Here is a 13,720-nt window from a genome sequence, read left to right on the forward strand (position 1 = left end):
GTGGCGGCGGTAGGGCCGCCATCGAGCGCATTATTGCCCGCCTGCAATGCAGGGATTCTGAACGAAGCCGGCTCCCGTTCAGAACAGCAGCGATGCCATCCTGCGGCGGTATTGGCCCACCAGGTCCTCGTCGGAGATCACATTGAAGGCGTCGATCAGCGCCTTGCGCGGCAGGCCTTCCTCGAAACTGCGATCGATCCGCAGCATTTCCAGGAACTGCGCCAGCGCGGCCTCGTCGTGGCCGCCAAGCAGCAGCTGCACGCCGCGCAGGTGGCGGGCCCTGAGGTCGCTGCCGTCGGCGGCGATGCGTGCATCCAGTACTTCGGCAGCGGGCGCATCCTTCAGCGCGGCGGCGAAGGACAGGCGGGCGCGGGCGCGCACGGCGCGGTCGTCGGTGGCGAGGTTGGCGGGCAGGCCGTCGATCAGCGTGCCGGCTTCATCCACGCCGCCGATCTGCAGCAGGGCCAGCGCCAGGTCGAGCTTCAGCTCGTCCTTGTCCGGTTCGGCGGCGATCTGCGCGCGCAGCACGTCCACCTGGGCCTGCGGGTCGAGCGGTGCCTCGTCTTCGGCCCCGGCATCGCCGATATCGGCAGGCACCACGCCGTGCTGGGCCAGGAATTCACGCAGCTGGCCTTCCGGGATGGCGCCGGGGAAACCGTCCACCAGCTGCCCACCCTTGACCAGGAACACGGTCGGCACCGAGCGGATCTGGAACGCCGCCGCGATCTGCTGTTCCTTGTCCACGTCGACCTTGGCCAGTTCGAAGGCGCCGTTGTACTCGGCGGCCAGCTTTTCCAGCATCGGCCCCAGGGTCTTGCACGGGCCGCACCAGGTGGCCCAGAAATCGACCAGCACCGGCGTCTGCAGCGACTTCTGCAGGACTTCGGCCTCGAAGGTCGCAGTGGTGGCGTCGAATACGTAGGTCGTCTCGGTCATGGGGAGGCATCGTTTGGCATCTGGAGACCGATTCTATGGTGACGATCGATGTCGGTCTCAACCCGGGTTGCGGCAAATGCCTGACAATGCGGCCTTCCCGTCGCCGTTGTTTCCGGAGCCTGCATGTCGCCCCTGTCCCCGTTGTTGCGCCTGTCCGGCCTGTTTGCCGGGCTGCTGTTCGTGCTGGCGGTGCTGGGTTTCGGCGCGGCGCTGGACGGCTACGCGCAGGCCCGTCATCCGGTGGCGCTGCTGGGGGCACAGGGGGTGCCGCATGCGCTGGCGTTCAACCTGTTGGGCTTCGTACTGCCGGGCGTGCTGGCGGTGGTGGTGGCCGAGGGCCTGCGCCGACGCCTGCCGGCCACCGCGGGCTGGGCGCCGCGGGTCGGCAGCCAGATGCTGCTGCTGGCCGGGCTGGCGTTTGCCGCGATGGGCCTGCTGCCGCTGGATGTGGACGACCTGCATGGGCCGGCCAGCCAGCTGCACGCCAGCGCCTGGATGATCTGGGTGCTGGGCTTCGTCGCCGGCACCCTGTTGCTGGGTATCTCCGGGTTGCGCCAGGCCCACGGCCGTGCATTGGGCGTGGCGGCTGTCGCCTTGGGCGTGCTGGCCGCGCTGGCGGCTTTTGCCTTGCAGGGCGTGTTGGCGGCGCCGCTGGCACAACGGCTGGCCTTTGCCTGCTGGGCGGCCTGGCTGGTGCTGGCCGTGCCGCTGTCGCGCCCGCGCTGAGACTGCCCCGGGGTAGGCCGGGCGCCTGCGGTCGACGGGCAGGATTGGAGCCATATGCCGCACTGCGGTACGCTGTACCGCTTTGCCGCCGCATCCGCGTGTTCCATGACCAGCGCTGAAACCAACGCCTACGACCCGCAGCAGGTTGAATCCGCCGCCCAGCAGTATTGGGACGCCACTCGTGCCTTCGAAGTCGACGAGGCTTCGGACAAGCCGAAGTACTACTGCCTGTCGATGCTTCCGTACCCGTCCGGTGCGCTGCACATGGGCCACGTGCGCAACTACACGATCGGCGACGTGATCAGCCGCTTCAAGCGCATGACCGGCCACAACGTGCTGCAGCCGATGGGCTGGGACGCGTTCGGTCTGCCGGCGGAAAACGCCGCGATCAAGAACAAGACCGCGCCGGCGGCGTGGACCTACAAGAACATCGAGCACATGCGTGGCCAGTTCAAGGCCATGGGCTATGCGGTCGACTGGTCGCGCGAATTCGCCACCTGCCGCCCGGACTACTATGTCCATGAGCAGCGCATGTTCACCCGCCTGATGCGCAAGGGCCTGGCCTACCGCCGCAACGCGGTGGTGAACTGGGACCCGGTCGACCAGACCGTGCTGGCCAACGAGCAGGTCATCGACGGTCGCGGCTGGCGCTCCGGCGCCCTGGTCGAGAAGCGCGAGATCCCGCAGTGGTTCCTGCGCATCACCGATTACGCCCAGGAACTGCTGGATGGCCTGGATGAGCTGGAAGGCTGGCCGGAATCGGTCAAGACCATGCAGCGCAACTGGATCGGTCGTTCCGAAGGCCTGGAAATCCAGTTCGACGTGCGTGATGTCGACGGCGCCGTGCTGGACCCGCTGCGCGTCTTCACCACCCGCCCGGACACCGTGATGGGCGTGACCTTCGTGTCGATCGCCGCCGAACATCCGCTGGCGCTGCACGCGGCGAAGAACAACCCGGAACTGGCTGCGCTGCTGTCGGAAATGAAGCAGGGCGGTGTGTCCGAGGCCGAGCTGGAGACCCAGGAAAAGCGCGGCATGGATACCGGTCTGCGCGCCATCCATCCGGTCACCGGCGAGAAGGTGCCGGTGTGGGTCGCCAACTTCGTGCTGATGGGCTATGGCACCGGTGCGGTGATGGCCGTGCCCGGCCATGACCAGCGCGACAACGAAGTGGCCAACAAGTACGGATTGCCGATCGTGCAGGTCATCGCCCTGAAGGACCCGCGCAACGACGACGAGCGCAACTGGGATGGCACGCGCTGGCAGGACTGGTACAGCGACAAGAGCCGCCAGACCGAACTGGTCAACTCGGCCGAATTCGATGGCCTGGACTTCCAGGGCGCCTTCGAAGCGTTGGCCGAACGTTTCGAGCGCAAGGCGCAGGGCCAGCGCCGCGTCAATTACCGCCTGCGCGACTGGGGCGTGAGCCGCCAGCGCTACTGGGGCTGCCCGATCCCGGTGATCTACTGCGCCAAGTGCGGTGCGGTGCCGGTGCCGGAAGAACAGCTGCCGGTGGTGCTGCCGGAGGACGTGGCGTTCGCCGGTACCGGTTCGCCGATCAAGACCGATCCGGAATGGCGCAAGACCACCTGCCCGGACTGCGGCGGCGCTGCCGAGCGCGAGACCGACACCTTCGATACCTTCATGGAATCGAGCTGGTACTACGCGCGCTACACCTCGCCGGGCGCCCGCGACGCGGTCGACAAGCGCGGCAACTACTGGCTGCCGGTCGACCAGTACATCGGCGGCATCGAGCACGCGATCCTGCACCTGATGTATTTCCGCTTCTACCACAAGCTGCTGCGCGACGCGCGGATGGTGGACAGCAACGAACCGGCACGCAACCTGCTATGCCAGGGCATGGTGATCGCCGAAACCTATTACCGCCCGAATCCGGACGGCTCCAAGGACTGGATCAATCCGGCCGATGTGGAAGTGCAGCGCGACGAGCGCGGCCGCATCACCGGTGCCACCCTGATCGCCGACGGCCAGCCGGTGGTGGTCGGCGGCACCGAGAAGATGTCCAAGTCGAAGAACAACGGCGTGGACCCGCAGGCGATGGTCGACAAGTACGGCGCCGATACCGTACGCCTGTTCTCGATGTTCGCCGCGCCGCCGGAGCAGTCGCTGGAGTGGAACGAGGCCGGTGTGGACGGCATGGCGCGCTTCCTGCGCCGCCTGTGGGTGCAGGTGCAGAAGCATGCCGCCGACGGTGCCGCCCCGGCGCTGGACGTGGCCGCGCTGGATGCCAACCAGAAGGCGCTGCGCCGCAAGACCCACGAGACCATCGGCAAGGTCGGTGACGACTACGGCCGCCGCCACAGCTTCAATACCGCGATTGCCGCGGTGATGGAGTTGATGAACGCGCTGGCCAAGTTCGAGGACGGCAGTGCACAGGGGCGTGCCGTGCGCCAGGAAGCGCTGCAGGCGGTCGTGCTGCTGCTGAACCCGATCACCCCGCATGCCAGCCACGCGCTGTGGCAGGTGCTGGGCCATGGCGAGACGCTGCTGGAAGACCAGCCGTTCCCGCAGGCCGACCCCAGCGCACTGGTGCGCGACGCGCTGACCCTGGCCGTGCAGGTCAACGGCAAGCTGCGTGGCACCATCGAGGTGGGCGCCGATGCCGCACGCGAGCAGGTCGAGGCGCTGGCCCTGGCCGAGCCGAACGCGGCCAAGTTCATGGAAGGCCTGACGGTGCGCAAGATCATCATCGTGCCGGGCAAGATCGTGAACATCGTCGTTGCCTGATGTACCCGCACCGGCCATCCAGCTGATGGCCGGTGCTTTTCCGGTGCCGGGCCCTGCGCTTGATGGCCCTGCATTCACGCGGCTTCGGGCACGCTGTGTGTTGCCGTGATCGCCCGGCTCCGCCAGACTGTCTACATGACCCGAATCCTGCTTGCCCTCGTTCTTGTCCTCGGCCTTGCCGGCTGCGGTTTCCATCTGCGCAACAAGCTGATGCTGCCGACCGACACGGCACCGGTGAAGGTGGTGTCCACCGCGCCCTACAGTGAACTGGTCAAGCTGCTCAACCGCAGCCTGCTGGCGTCCGGCGCCAGGCTGGCCGACGAGGACAGCACCGGACCCAGTACCCAGCTGCAGGTGCTGTCCGAGCGCTGGGGTGACCTGCCGATCGCCATCGACTCGCAGGGCCGTGCCCAGGAATACAGCCTGCGCTACGCGGTGATCTTCATCTTCCGTCGCGAGGACGGCAGCGAACTGGTGCCGCAGCAGGTGATCGAACTGTCGCGCGACTACGTGTCGCCGCCGACCGACGCCACCGGTACCACCACCGAACGCGAGATCCTGGCCGATGAACTGCGCCGGGAAATGTCCGCCTCGATCATCCGCCGCATCGACAGCGTGGTCCGCGCCGAGCTGGAGAAGGGCGGCAGCCTGTCGGCACCGAAGGCCAAGCCGGTTGACGGCGCGGTGCCGGCCGAGCCGGTTCCCGCAGCCAAGCACTGAGCCGCGGCGATGGAACTGCGTCCGGAGCAGCTGGCCAGCCAGGGCGCTGATACCCCGCTGGCGCCGGTCTACCTGATTGCCGGCCCGGAAACCCTGCGCGTGCTGGAGGCGGCCGACGCCATCCGCGCGCGCGCGCGCGGCGCCGGCATCGGCGAGCGCGAGGTATTCGACGCCGATGGCCGGGATTTCGACTGGAACCAGCTCGACGCCAGCTTCAACGCGCCCAGCCTGTTCAGTGCCCGCCGCCTGGTCGAGGTACGCCTGCCCAGCGGCAAGCCAGGCAAGGACGGGGCCGAGGTGATCAGCCAGTTCTGCGCCAACCCGGCGCCGGACGTGGTGCTGATGATCACCGCCAACGAATGGAGCAAGGCCCACCAGGGCAAGTGGGCCGAGGCGGTCAACCGCATCGGCGTGCTGTCGGTGGCCTGGGCGATCAAGCCGCACGAGCTGCCGGACTGGATCGAGCGCCGCCTGCGCGGCAAGGGCCTGCGTGCCGACCCGGCTGCGGTGCAGCGCCTGGCCGAGCGGGTCGAGGGCAATCTGTTGGCCGCTGCGCAGGAGATCGACAAGCTGGCATTGCTGGCCGATGGCCAGCCGCTGGACGTGGAGCGGATGGAATCACTGGTCGCTGATGCCGCCCGCTACGACGTGTTCCGGCTGCTGGAAGCCACATTCTCGGGCCAACCGCCGGCGGTGCTGCGCATGCTGGCCGGCCTGCGCGGCGAAGGCGAAGCCGTGGCCGCGCTGATGCCGATGGTGATCCGTGAGCTGCTGGCCGGGGCCGGCCTGGCCCGCGTGCAGGCACGGGGCGGCAATCTGGCTGCCGAGATGAAATCGCGTGGCATCTGGGAGTCGCGGCAGGCGCCTTACAAACGCGCGCTGCAGCGGCACCCGGAAGGCAAGCGCTGGGAGCGCTTCGTGGCCGAAGCCGGGCTGGTCGACCGCATCGCCAAGGGGCGCGCCGACGGTGATGCCTGGCTGGCGCTGGAGCGCCTGCTGGTGGCCGTCGCCGAACCGCGTGCCGTGCGCCTGCTGGCGCGGGCCTGAGCGATGAGCCTGCGGATCTACTACGGGGGCACCTTCGATCCGGTGCACCTCGGGCACCTGGCGATCGCGCGCGCCGCCCGCGACGAACTGCAGGTGGCGGTGCGCTTGCTGCCTGCCGCCGACCCGCCGCACCGGGCGGTGCCCGGGGCGACCGCCGAGCAGCGTTTCGCCATGCTGTCGCTGGCCATCGGCGACGAGCCGGGGTTGCTGCTGGACCACCGTGAACTGGATCGCGCCGTACGCTTTCCGGGCCGTCCGTCCTACACGGTCGACACCCTGCGTGAACTGCGTGGCGAACTGGGTCCCAGCCGGCCCCTGGCCTGGCTGGTGGGGGCTGACAGCCTGCTCGGCCTGCCCAGCTGGCACGAATGGGAGTGCCTGTTCGGGCTGGCCCATTTCGTCGTGGCCGAACGCCCCGGCAGCCCGCTGCAGGCATCGGTCGATGGCGAACTGGGGCGCGCGCTGGAAGGCCGGTGGGCCGATAACGAGCAGGCCCTGTTTGCCAGCCCCGCCGGCCGAATCCTGCGCCTGCACCATCCGCTGCGCGCGGAGTCGGCGAGCGCCGTGCGTGCACAGATCGGCGCCGGCGGCCCCTGGCGGGCGCTGCTGCCACCGGCCGTGGCCGACTACGTCGCCGCGCACGGCCTGTACCGCTCCGCTACGCCGTGAATGCCGCCGCCCCGGCTTGCCCGTATAATCGCCCCCACGTTTATCGAGTCGATCCACTTTGAGCAACCAGACCCAGCCCCAGACCATCAAGGTCGATCTGCCCAGCCCGCCGCCGTCCGTGCCGGAACTGCTGGCCAGCGTCCGCCAAGCCACCGAAGACCTGAAGGCCAAGGACCTGGTCGAGATCGATGTGCGCGGCCGGTCCAGCGTTGCCGATTACATGATCGTCGTGTCGGGCACCTCGACCCGCCACGTCAAGTCGATCGCCGATGAAGTCGTGCGCTTCGCCAAGAACATCGACGTGATGCCGCTGGGTGTTGAAGGCGAGCGCGAAGCCGAGTGGGTGCTGGTCGACCTGGGCGACGTGATCGTGCACGTGATGCTGCCGCGCGTGCGTGAGTTCTACGCACTTGAGCGCCTGTGGACCGTGGGCGACCAGCCGCCGTCCAGCGACGACGAAGTGGCCTGAGCCGCACGTTGATGCATCCCTTCGACGGCGCCGATGGCGCCGTCGACGTTTTGGAGAATGCGTAGATGAAAGCCCGCCTGATCGCCACCGGTGAACGCGCCCCCAGCTGGGTCGCGCAGGGCTTTGCCGAGTACCAGAAGCGGCTGTCGCACTGGCTGCCGTTCGAACTGGTGGAAATCGAACCCGGCCTGCGTGGCAAGGGACGCGATGCGCGCCGCGCCACCGAAGACGAAGGCAAGCGGGTGATCGCTGCGTTGCCGAAGAATGCCTACGTGGTGGCGCTCGACGTGCCGGGCCGCCAGCTCAGTTCCGAACAGCTGGCGCAGCGCCTGGAGCATTGGCGCGGGCAGGGCAGGGACCTTGCCTTCCTGATCGGCGGCCCGGAAGGGCATTCGGCGGAAGTCTCCGCGCTGGCCGATGAAAAATGGTCGATCGGACCGCTGACGCTGCCGCACATGCTGGTGCGATTGGTGGTGGCCGAGCAGTTGTATCGGGCCGCCGCAATGATTGCCAATCACCCCTACCATCGCGCGTGAAGAGTGGTTATACTAGTCGTCTGCCCGAATAGCTCAGCCGGTTAGAGCACTTGACTGTTAATCAGGGGGTCGTTGGTTCGAGTCCAACTTCGGGCGCCACCTTGAAGAGACCTGCATCGCAAGATGCAGGTCTTTTTTTTTGTGCCAAGTAGAGTCGAGCTTGCTCGACTGCTCGACTGATCGGGCCACGACAGTCGAGCAAGCTCGACTCTACAATGCAGCGTCATCGACCAAGGATGTTGATCGTGCGCGCACTCCTGTTGCTGGGCTCTCTCGTGCTTGCCATGCTGCCGTTCGCCACAGCAACGGCGGCACCACCGACCTGGCACCCGCCGCAGGGCGCCACGGAACTGCCGTTGTGGCCGGATGGCAAGGTAAAGGCACCGCCGAAACTGAAAGGCCCCGAGCAGATCAGTGAGACGATCTCCAAAGCCAGCGGCGAGCACTGGCTGATGCTGCAGAACGTGGCCGTGCCCACCCTCACGCTGTTTCCCGCGCAGGGCGCCGCCAATGGAACCGCGGTGATGGTGGTGCCGGGCGGTGGCTACAACGTGCTGGCGATGGACCTGGAAGGCAGCGAGATCTGCGATTGGCTGACCGCGCAGGGCATCACCTGCGCACTGCTGAAGTACCGCGTGCCGGCATCCGGCCCGAACTGGAACCATGACTGCAATTGCCGCGACATCCCATCGGTGCCGATGGCGCTGCAGGATGCACAGCGTGCGATGGGCCTGCTGCGCGCGCAGGCAGCACGGTGGGGAATCGACCCGCAACGGGTGGGGGTGATCGGTTTTTCGGCCGGTGGCCATGTAGTGGCTGGCCTGAGCACGCACGCGCGCCGCAGCTATTCACCGGTCGACGCCGCCGATGCACAACCCAGCCGGCCGGATTTCGCGATGGTGATGTATTCCGGGCACCTGTGGGCGGGGCACGGAAAGGGACTGTCGCTGGTCAAGGACATCGTTGTGGATGACACGGTGCCGCCGACGTTCATCGCACAGGCCACCGACGATCGCACCGATGACGTGCGCGAATCACTGGCCTATTACCAGGCGTTGATCGATGCCGGGGTGCCGGTGGAAATGCACTTGTTCGCACGCGGCGGCCACGCCTTCGGGCTGCGCTTGAAGGATGCGCCGGTGGCGGCATGGCCGCACCTGGCCCAGCGCTGGATGCAGGACATCGGCATGCTGCCGAAGCCGGGACCGTAGCGTCGAGCTTGCTCGACGGCTGTGCTGCCACGATCCATCCGTCGAGCAAGCTCGACGCTACGATTCGCAGGCGACCGCCATACGCTCGGCGCTACGGGGTCAGGATGCCTTTGGCATACGCCACCAACGTAGCGATCGCCACAACCAGGATGGCGCCGAACAGCACCCACTCCCAGCGCGTGAATACCGTTTCGCCGCGCTGGTGCCGGGTGAACGCAAACAGCACCACGCCGGGCACGTACAGCAGGACCGACAGCAGCAGGTTGTCGAGGCCGCCGGCATACACCAGCCACAGTGCATAGGCACTGGCCAGCAGGGCAACGACGAAATCGCGCCAGCGCACGCCCGGCTCACCTGCGTAGGCCTGGCCACGCCAGGCCAGCTGCACGCCGAACGCAGTGGACAGGAGGTACGGCACCAGGCTCATCGAGGCGGCCAGCAGCACCAGCCCGGTGTAGCTGCCGGAATTGACCAGCACCAGCAGCAGGAATACCTGGATCAACCCGTTGCTCAACCACAGCGCATTGGCCGGCACGCCGCGCGCGTTCTCGCGGCCGAGGAAGGCGGGCATGGTGCCATCGCCTGCCGCGGCGTACAGCACTTCGGCGCACAGCAGCACCCAGGCCAGCAGTGCGCCCAGCACGGAGATGATCGATCCGACGATGATCACCGTCGCGCCCCATTCGCCCACGATCGCGCGCAGCACATAGGCCATCGACGGATTGGGCAGCCCGGCCAGTTCGGCCTGCGACAGCACGCCCATCGACAGCACGCTGACCAGCACCAGCAGCAACCAGACGCCGACGAAACCGATCACCGTGGCGCGTCCGACGTCGGCACGGCGGGCGGCGCGCCGCGAGTAGATGCTGGCGCCTTCGATGCCGATGAATACCCACACGGTCACCAGCATCATGCCGCGCAGCTGCTGGCCCAGATCACCCAGCGCGGGCGTACCAAGGAAATCTGCACGGAACACGTCCAGGCGGAACGCGCCGGCCGCCAGCACCAGGAACAGCGCGATCGGCAGCAGCTTGGCCACCGTCACCAGCCCGTTGACGATGGCAGCGGTGCGCAGGCCCCGCAGCACCAGCAGGTGCACGGTCCACAACAGCAGGGACGAGGCGGCGACCGCTGCAGGCGTGTTGCCTTCACCAAAAACCGGCATGAAGTGGCCGAGGCCACTGAAGATCAGCACGAAGAAACTGGCGTTGCCCAGTACCGAGGCAACCCAGTAGCCCCACGCCGCGGAGAAACCGATGTAGTTGCCGAAGCCCTCGCGCGCATACGCGTAGATGCCGGTATCGAGATCGGGCCGGCGGTTGGCCAGGGCCTGGAACACGAAGGCGAGCATCAGCATGCCGGCGCCACTGACCGCCCAGCCGAGCAGTGCCGCCGCCGGTCCGGCGCTGCGCGCTACGTTCTGCGGCAGTGAAAAGATGCCGGCGCCGACCATCGAGCCGACCACCAGTGCGGTCAACGCGGGCAGCCCGAGGCGTTGTGAGGTCGCGGCCATGTTGTCCCCTGCGGCGGTGATACCGCGCCCACACGGTAGCGGTGTGCCCGTGAACAGGTGCGCAAGGGGCCTGCAACGACGAAGGCCCGGGCAGGTGCCCGGGCCTTCGAGGGTACTGCGTTGAGCGGTATTACTTGAAGGTGTACTTGGCGCCGACGGTGAAGTAGCGGCCGATGGCACCGCTGAAGTGCAGCGGGTTGTAGTTCACGCCACCGTAGGTGGTCGGATCGAGCGGAGCGATGCGATCGAACACGTTCTGCACCGAGGCATTCAGCTCGAACGCTTCGGTGATGTTCCAGCGGCCGGACAGGTCGAAGGTGGTGAACGAGGAGATCTTGGTGACGTCGGTACCATCGGCGTACGAGAACTGGTACGAACCCTCCGGGCCACGGAAATCCTTGTTGTCCATCTTGGAGATGTAGTTGGCCACGCCGCTGACACTCCACGGACCCTGGCGCCATGTGGTGCCGAAGTTGATGCGATCCTTCGGCGTACCGATGCAGTTGGTCACGTCACAGTTGCCGTGGGTGCCTGCATAGTCGAAGGTCTGGTCGGAGTCGGTGCGCTCGTACTTCAGCACATGGCTCCACTGCAGGTCCATTTCCAGCTGGCCCGGGCCGATGTCGAAGGTCTGGCGGATATCGGTATCGATACCGCGCACGCGCGTGGATGCCGCATTGATGTACGCGGTGTTGACCGCCAGGATGCTGCCGGTGCCGGCGATGCCGTTGATCAGGTCGATGTCACGCAGCACATTGCCGGCGGCGATGGCATCGGCCGTGGAGCCCTGGGCGATCTCGTTGGTGCGCTTGATCTGCCAGGCATCGACGGTCATCGAGGTGGTGGAGGTCGGCTGCAGCACGATACCGACCGAGTAGCTCTTGGACTCTTCCGGCTTCAGGTCCTTGTTGGGGCGGGTGATGATCGCGACCGGACGCGAGCTGCAGTTGGTGCCGACATCGGCCGGCGGGCTGGCGGCGCAGCGCACCGGATCGCGGGCGTTGGAGAAGGCGGCCAGGCCACCGTCGCCGTTCTCGGCCGGGTTGGGCGCGCGGAAGCCCTCGGCGTAGCTGGCACGCAGTGCGATCCAGTCGGCCGGGGTCCACTTGATGCCGAGCTTCGGCGTCGCCTTGCCTTCGCCGCTTTCGTACTTGTCGTAGCGCAGCGCGCCGGACAGTTCCAGCTGCTCCAGCACCGGTGCCGACAGTTCGACGTAGCCAGCGTAGACATTCTGGGTACCGTCGTAGGCCGAATAGCCCAGGCCGATGATGTCACCCTGGTCGGTGTAGGTCTGCGGCGTCAGGCTGTTGCTGGTCTTGCGCCATTCGGTACCGATCGCCAGGCCCAGCGGACCGCCCTTCAGGTCCATCAGGCTGCGCGACACGGTGAAGTCGAACATGTCCAGGCTGGACTTGGCGCGTGCGCTGATGGTCGGCGAGATGTAGTCGTACAGCGCCTGCGAGTTGAGGTTGGCATTGTCGCCAATACGCCACACGCCGCCGGCACAGTTCGGATTGCCCAGCGCGCACTGCACGGCGCTGTAGCGCAGGAAGCCGGTGCGCTTGTTGACCAGATCGGTACCGGAGTGCAGGTACGCGGTGTCGTAGCTCCAGTCACCCCAGTTGCCCTTGACGCCCACCAGGAAGCGGTTGAACTCGTTGGTGTTGTCGGTCACGCGCGGGCCGACATCCCAGGCCGAGTAGCGCAGGCGCGAGGCCTGGCCCGGAATCGGGTTGTCCGGATGGGTCGGCGACAGCACCACGGCGCCCGGGCCGCTGCTGGCGTTGCGCGGGCCGAGCGGATAGCCCCAGCTGCCGGACACGCCGGACGGCGTGTTGCTGAAGATGGTTTCCTTCTTCGAGTAGCCGATCTCGGTGTAGATCTCGCCGCCTTCGCCGAAGGCGAAGCTGGCGCGGCCGAACACGTTGACGTACTTCTCTTCCGGAGTCAGGTCACGGTACAGCTGGTTCGGATCCCACAGGCAGCCCTGTGCGGCCACCGAGGCGTCGGTCTGGCCCGGAATGGTGGTCAGGCCCTGGCAGCCGGGCAGCGGCACGAGCTGGGCCGAGGTGCCCGGCGGGACGCGGTCGTCATATACCGAGCCGTTCGGACCCACGCCACCGCTGGTGCGGCCATTGAGGTAGGCGCCACCGAGGAACTGGGCGTTGTTGCCGTAACCCCACGGACGGATGTCGCCGGTGCCGATCCACTTGCGGTTCTTGCGGTCACTGATCTTGATCGCGTCGGTCTTGCCGACGTCGAGGCTGAAGAAGGCGTTCCAGCCGTCGGTGGCCAGGTCGCCGGTACCGGCGGTCAGGGTGGCCTTCTTCGCGTTGCCGTCGCCGTCGCCGGAGGTGCCGTACGAGGCACGCAGGATGCCGCCCTGGAAGTCGCTGCGCAGGATGATGTTGACCACGCCGGCGATGGCATCGGAGCCATAGATCGCCGAGGCGCCATCCTTCAGCACTTCCACGCGTTCAACCGCGTCGAGCGGGATGGTGCTCAGGTCGGTGAAGACCTTCTGGCCGTCATCGGCCAGGCCGTAGGTGGCCATGCGGCGGCCGTTCAACAGCACCAGGGTCGAGCCCGCGCCCAGGCCGCGCAGCGAGATGCCGGCGCCACCGCCGGCGAAGCCGTTGCCGAAGGTCTTCGGGATCGAGCCGGAACCGTCGGCGGTCAGGGTCTGCAGGTATTCGGCAACCGTGGTCTTGCCGGTGCGGTCGATTTCCTGGCGGGTCACCACCTGCACCGGGGACGGTGTTTCGGTGTTGGTGCGCGGAATGTTCGAACCGGTGACCGTGATGCGGTCAAGGTTGGTGGCCTTTTCCTGCGCGAAGGCGGAGGTGGAAGCCACGGCGCCAACCAGCAGCAGGGTGCCGCCGGTAAGGATATGGGTGATGGACGATGCCAGGGTGCAGCGGCGGCGGCTGGCGGGCCGTTGGATCAGGTGTTTCACAGCTTCTCTCCTAACTGGAAAACCGTAGCGTTGAGGGCTGTCTCCGGAAGATCCGGGACGGGCCAATCTAGGTTTCCGACGGGTGACGAAGTAGTGAAATTTTGCTTAATCCGTAACGTTTGACCGCAAACTTTGCCGAGTTTGGCATTTCGGGAGTGCGGGCCGGCCCGGCAGGCTGCCGGGCCGGCC

General features: G+C 67.1%; 11 protein-coding genes and 1 tRNA gene. 9 read left to right on the forward strand and 3 right to left on the reverse strand.

Annotated elements, in window-relative coordinates; genetic code table 11:
* Positions 1–78 precede the first annotated feature (78 nt).
* Positions 79–936 (reverse strand): thioredoxin, encoded by an 858-nt coding sequence (gene trxA, locus ACMZPQ_RS15185; protein ID WP_197583903.1) that lies wholly within the window; start codon positions 934–936, stop codon positions 79–81.
* A 123-nt stretch (positions 937–1,059) separates the two neighbouring features.
* On the opposite strand from trxA, the gene ACMZPQ_RS15190 reads away from it, so the two are divergent.
* The 9 genes from ACMZPQ_RS15190 (at position 1,060) to ACMZPQ_RS15230 (ending at position 9,062) form a co-directional block, all read left to right on the forward strand.
* Positions 1,060–1,662: a DUF998 domain-containing protein gene (locus ACMZPQ_RS15190; RefSeq protein ID WP_197583902.1), complete on the forward strand. Its 603-nt coding sequence runs from the start codon at positions 1,060–1,062 to the stop codon at positions 1,660–1,662.
* A gap of 105 nt (positions 1,663–1,767) precedes the next feature.
* Positions 1,768–4,410 carry a leucine--tRNA ligase gene (leuS, locus tag ACMZPQ_RS15195; protein WP_197583900.1) on the forward strand — a complete coding sequence of 881 codons (2,643 nt, stop codon included), beginning with the start codon at positions 1,768–1,770 and terminating at the stop codon, positions 4,408–4,410.
* Between the two features lie 135 nt (positions 4,411–4,545).
* Positions 4,546–5,130, forward strand: a complete 585-nt coding sequence (locus ACMZPQ_RS15200; protein WP_197583899.1) for an LPS-assembly lipoprotein LptE — start codon at positions 4,546–4,548, stop codon at positions 5,128–5,130.
* Between the two features lie 9 nt (positions 5,131–5,139).
* On the forward strand, positions 5,140–6,177 hold the full coding sequence (gene holA / locus ACMZPQ_RS15205) for a DNA polymerase III subunit delta (protein ID WP_197583898.1): 1,038 nt from the start codon (positions 5,140–5,142) through the stop codon (positions 6,175–6,177).
* A gap of 3 nt (positions 6,178–6,180) precedes the next feature.
* Positions 6,181–6,846 (forward strand): nicotinate-nucleotide adenylyltransferase, encoded by a 666-nt coding sequence (nadD, locus tag ACMZPQ_RS15210; protein WP_197583897.1) that lies wholly within the window; start codon positions 6,181–6,183, stop codon positions 6,844–6,846.
* Between the two features lie 58 nt (positions 6,847–6,904).
* Positions 6,905–7,315 (forward strand): ribosome silencing factor, encoded by a 411-nt coding sequence (gene rsfS, locus ACMZPQ_RS15215; RefSeq protein WP_005418109.1) that lies wholly within the window; start codon positions 6,905–6,907, stop codon positions 7,313–7,315.
* A gap of 65 nt (positions 7,316–7,380) precedes the next feature.
* Complete coding sequence (rlmH, locus tag ACMZPQ_RS15220; protein WP_197584414.1) at positions 7,381–7,851, forward strand: 23S rRNA (pseudouridine(1915)-N(3))-methyltransferase RlmH; 471 nt, start codon at positions 7,381–7,383, stop codon at positions 7,849–7,851.
* 22 nt (positions 7,852–7,873) lie between these two features.
* Positions 7,874–7,950 (forward strand) — tRNA-Asn (locus ACMZPQ_RS15225).
* A gap of 143 nt (positions 7,951–8,093) precedes the next feature.
* A complete protein-coding gene (locus ACMZPQ_RS15230; RefSeq protein WP_414485996.1) occupies positions 8,094–9,062 on the forward strand; it encodes an alpha/beta hydrolase in 969 nt (322 codons plus the stop codon).
* A gap of 91 nt (positions 9,063–9,153) precedes the next feature.
* On the opposite strand, the gene ACMZPQ_RS15235 is transcribed toward ACMZPQ_RS15230, so the two are convergent.
* Both ACMZPQ_RS15235 and ACMZPQ_RS15240 read right to left on the reverse strand, forming a co-directional pair.
* Positions 9,154–10,575, reverse strand: a complete 1,422-nt coding sequence (locus tag ACMZPQ_RS15235; RefSeq protein ID WP_197584410.1) for a basic amino acid/polyamine antiporter — start codon at positions 10,573–10,575, stop codon at positions 9,154–9,156.
* A gap of 130 nt (positions 10,576–10,705) precedes the next feature.
* Positions 10,706–13,531, reverse strand: coding sequence for a TonB-dependent receptor domain-containing protein (locus tag ACMZPQ_RS15240; protein WP_197583187.1), 2,826 nt, complete (start codon positions 13,529–13,531; stop codon positions 10,706–10,708).
* Positions 13,532–13,720 lie beyond the last annotated feature (189 nt).

This window comes from Stenotrophomonas maltophilia (assembly GCF_047497515.2).
Classification (GTDB): Bacteria; Pseudomonadota; Gammaproteobacteria; order Xanthomonadales; family Xanthomonadaceae; genus Stenotrophomonas.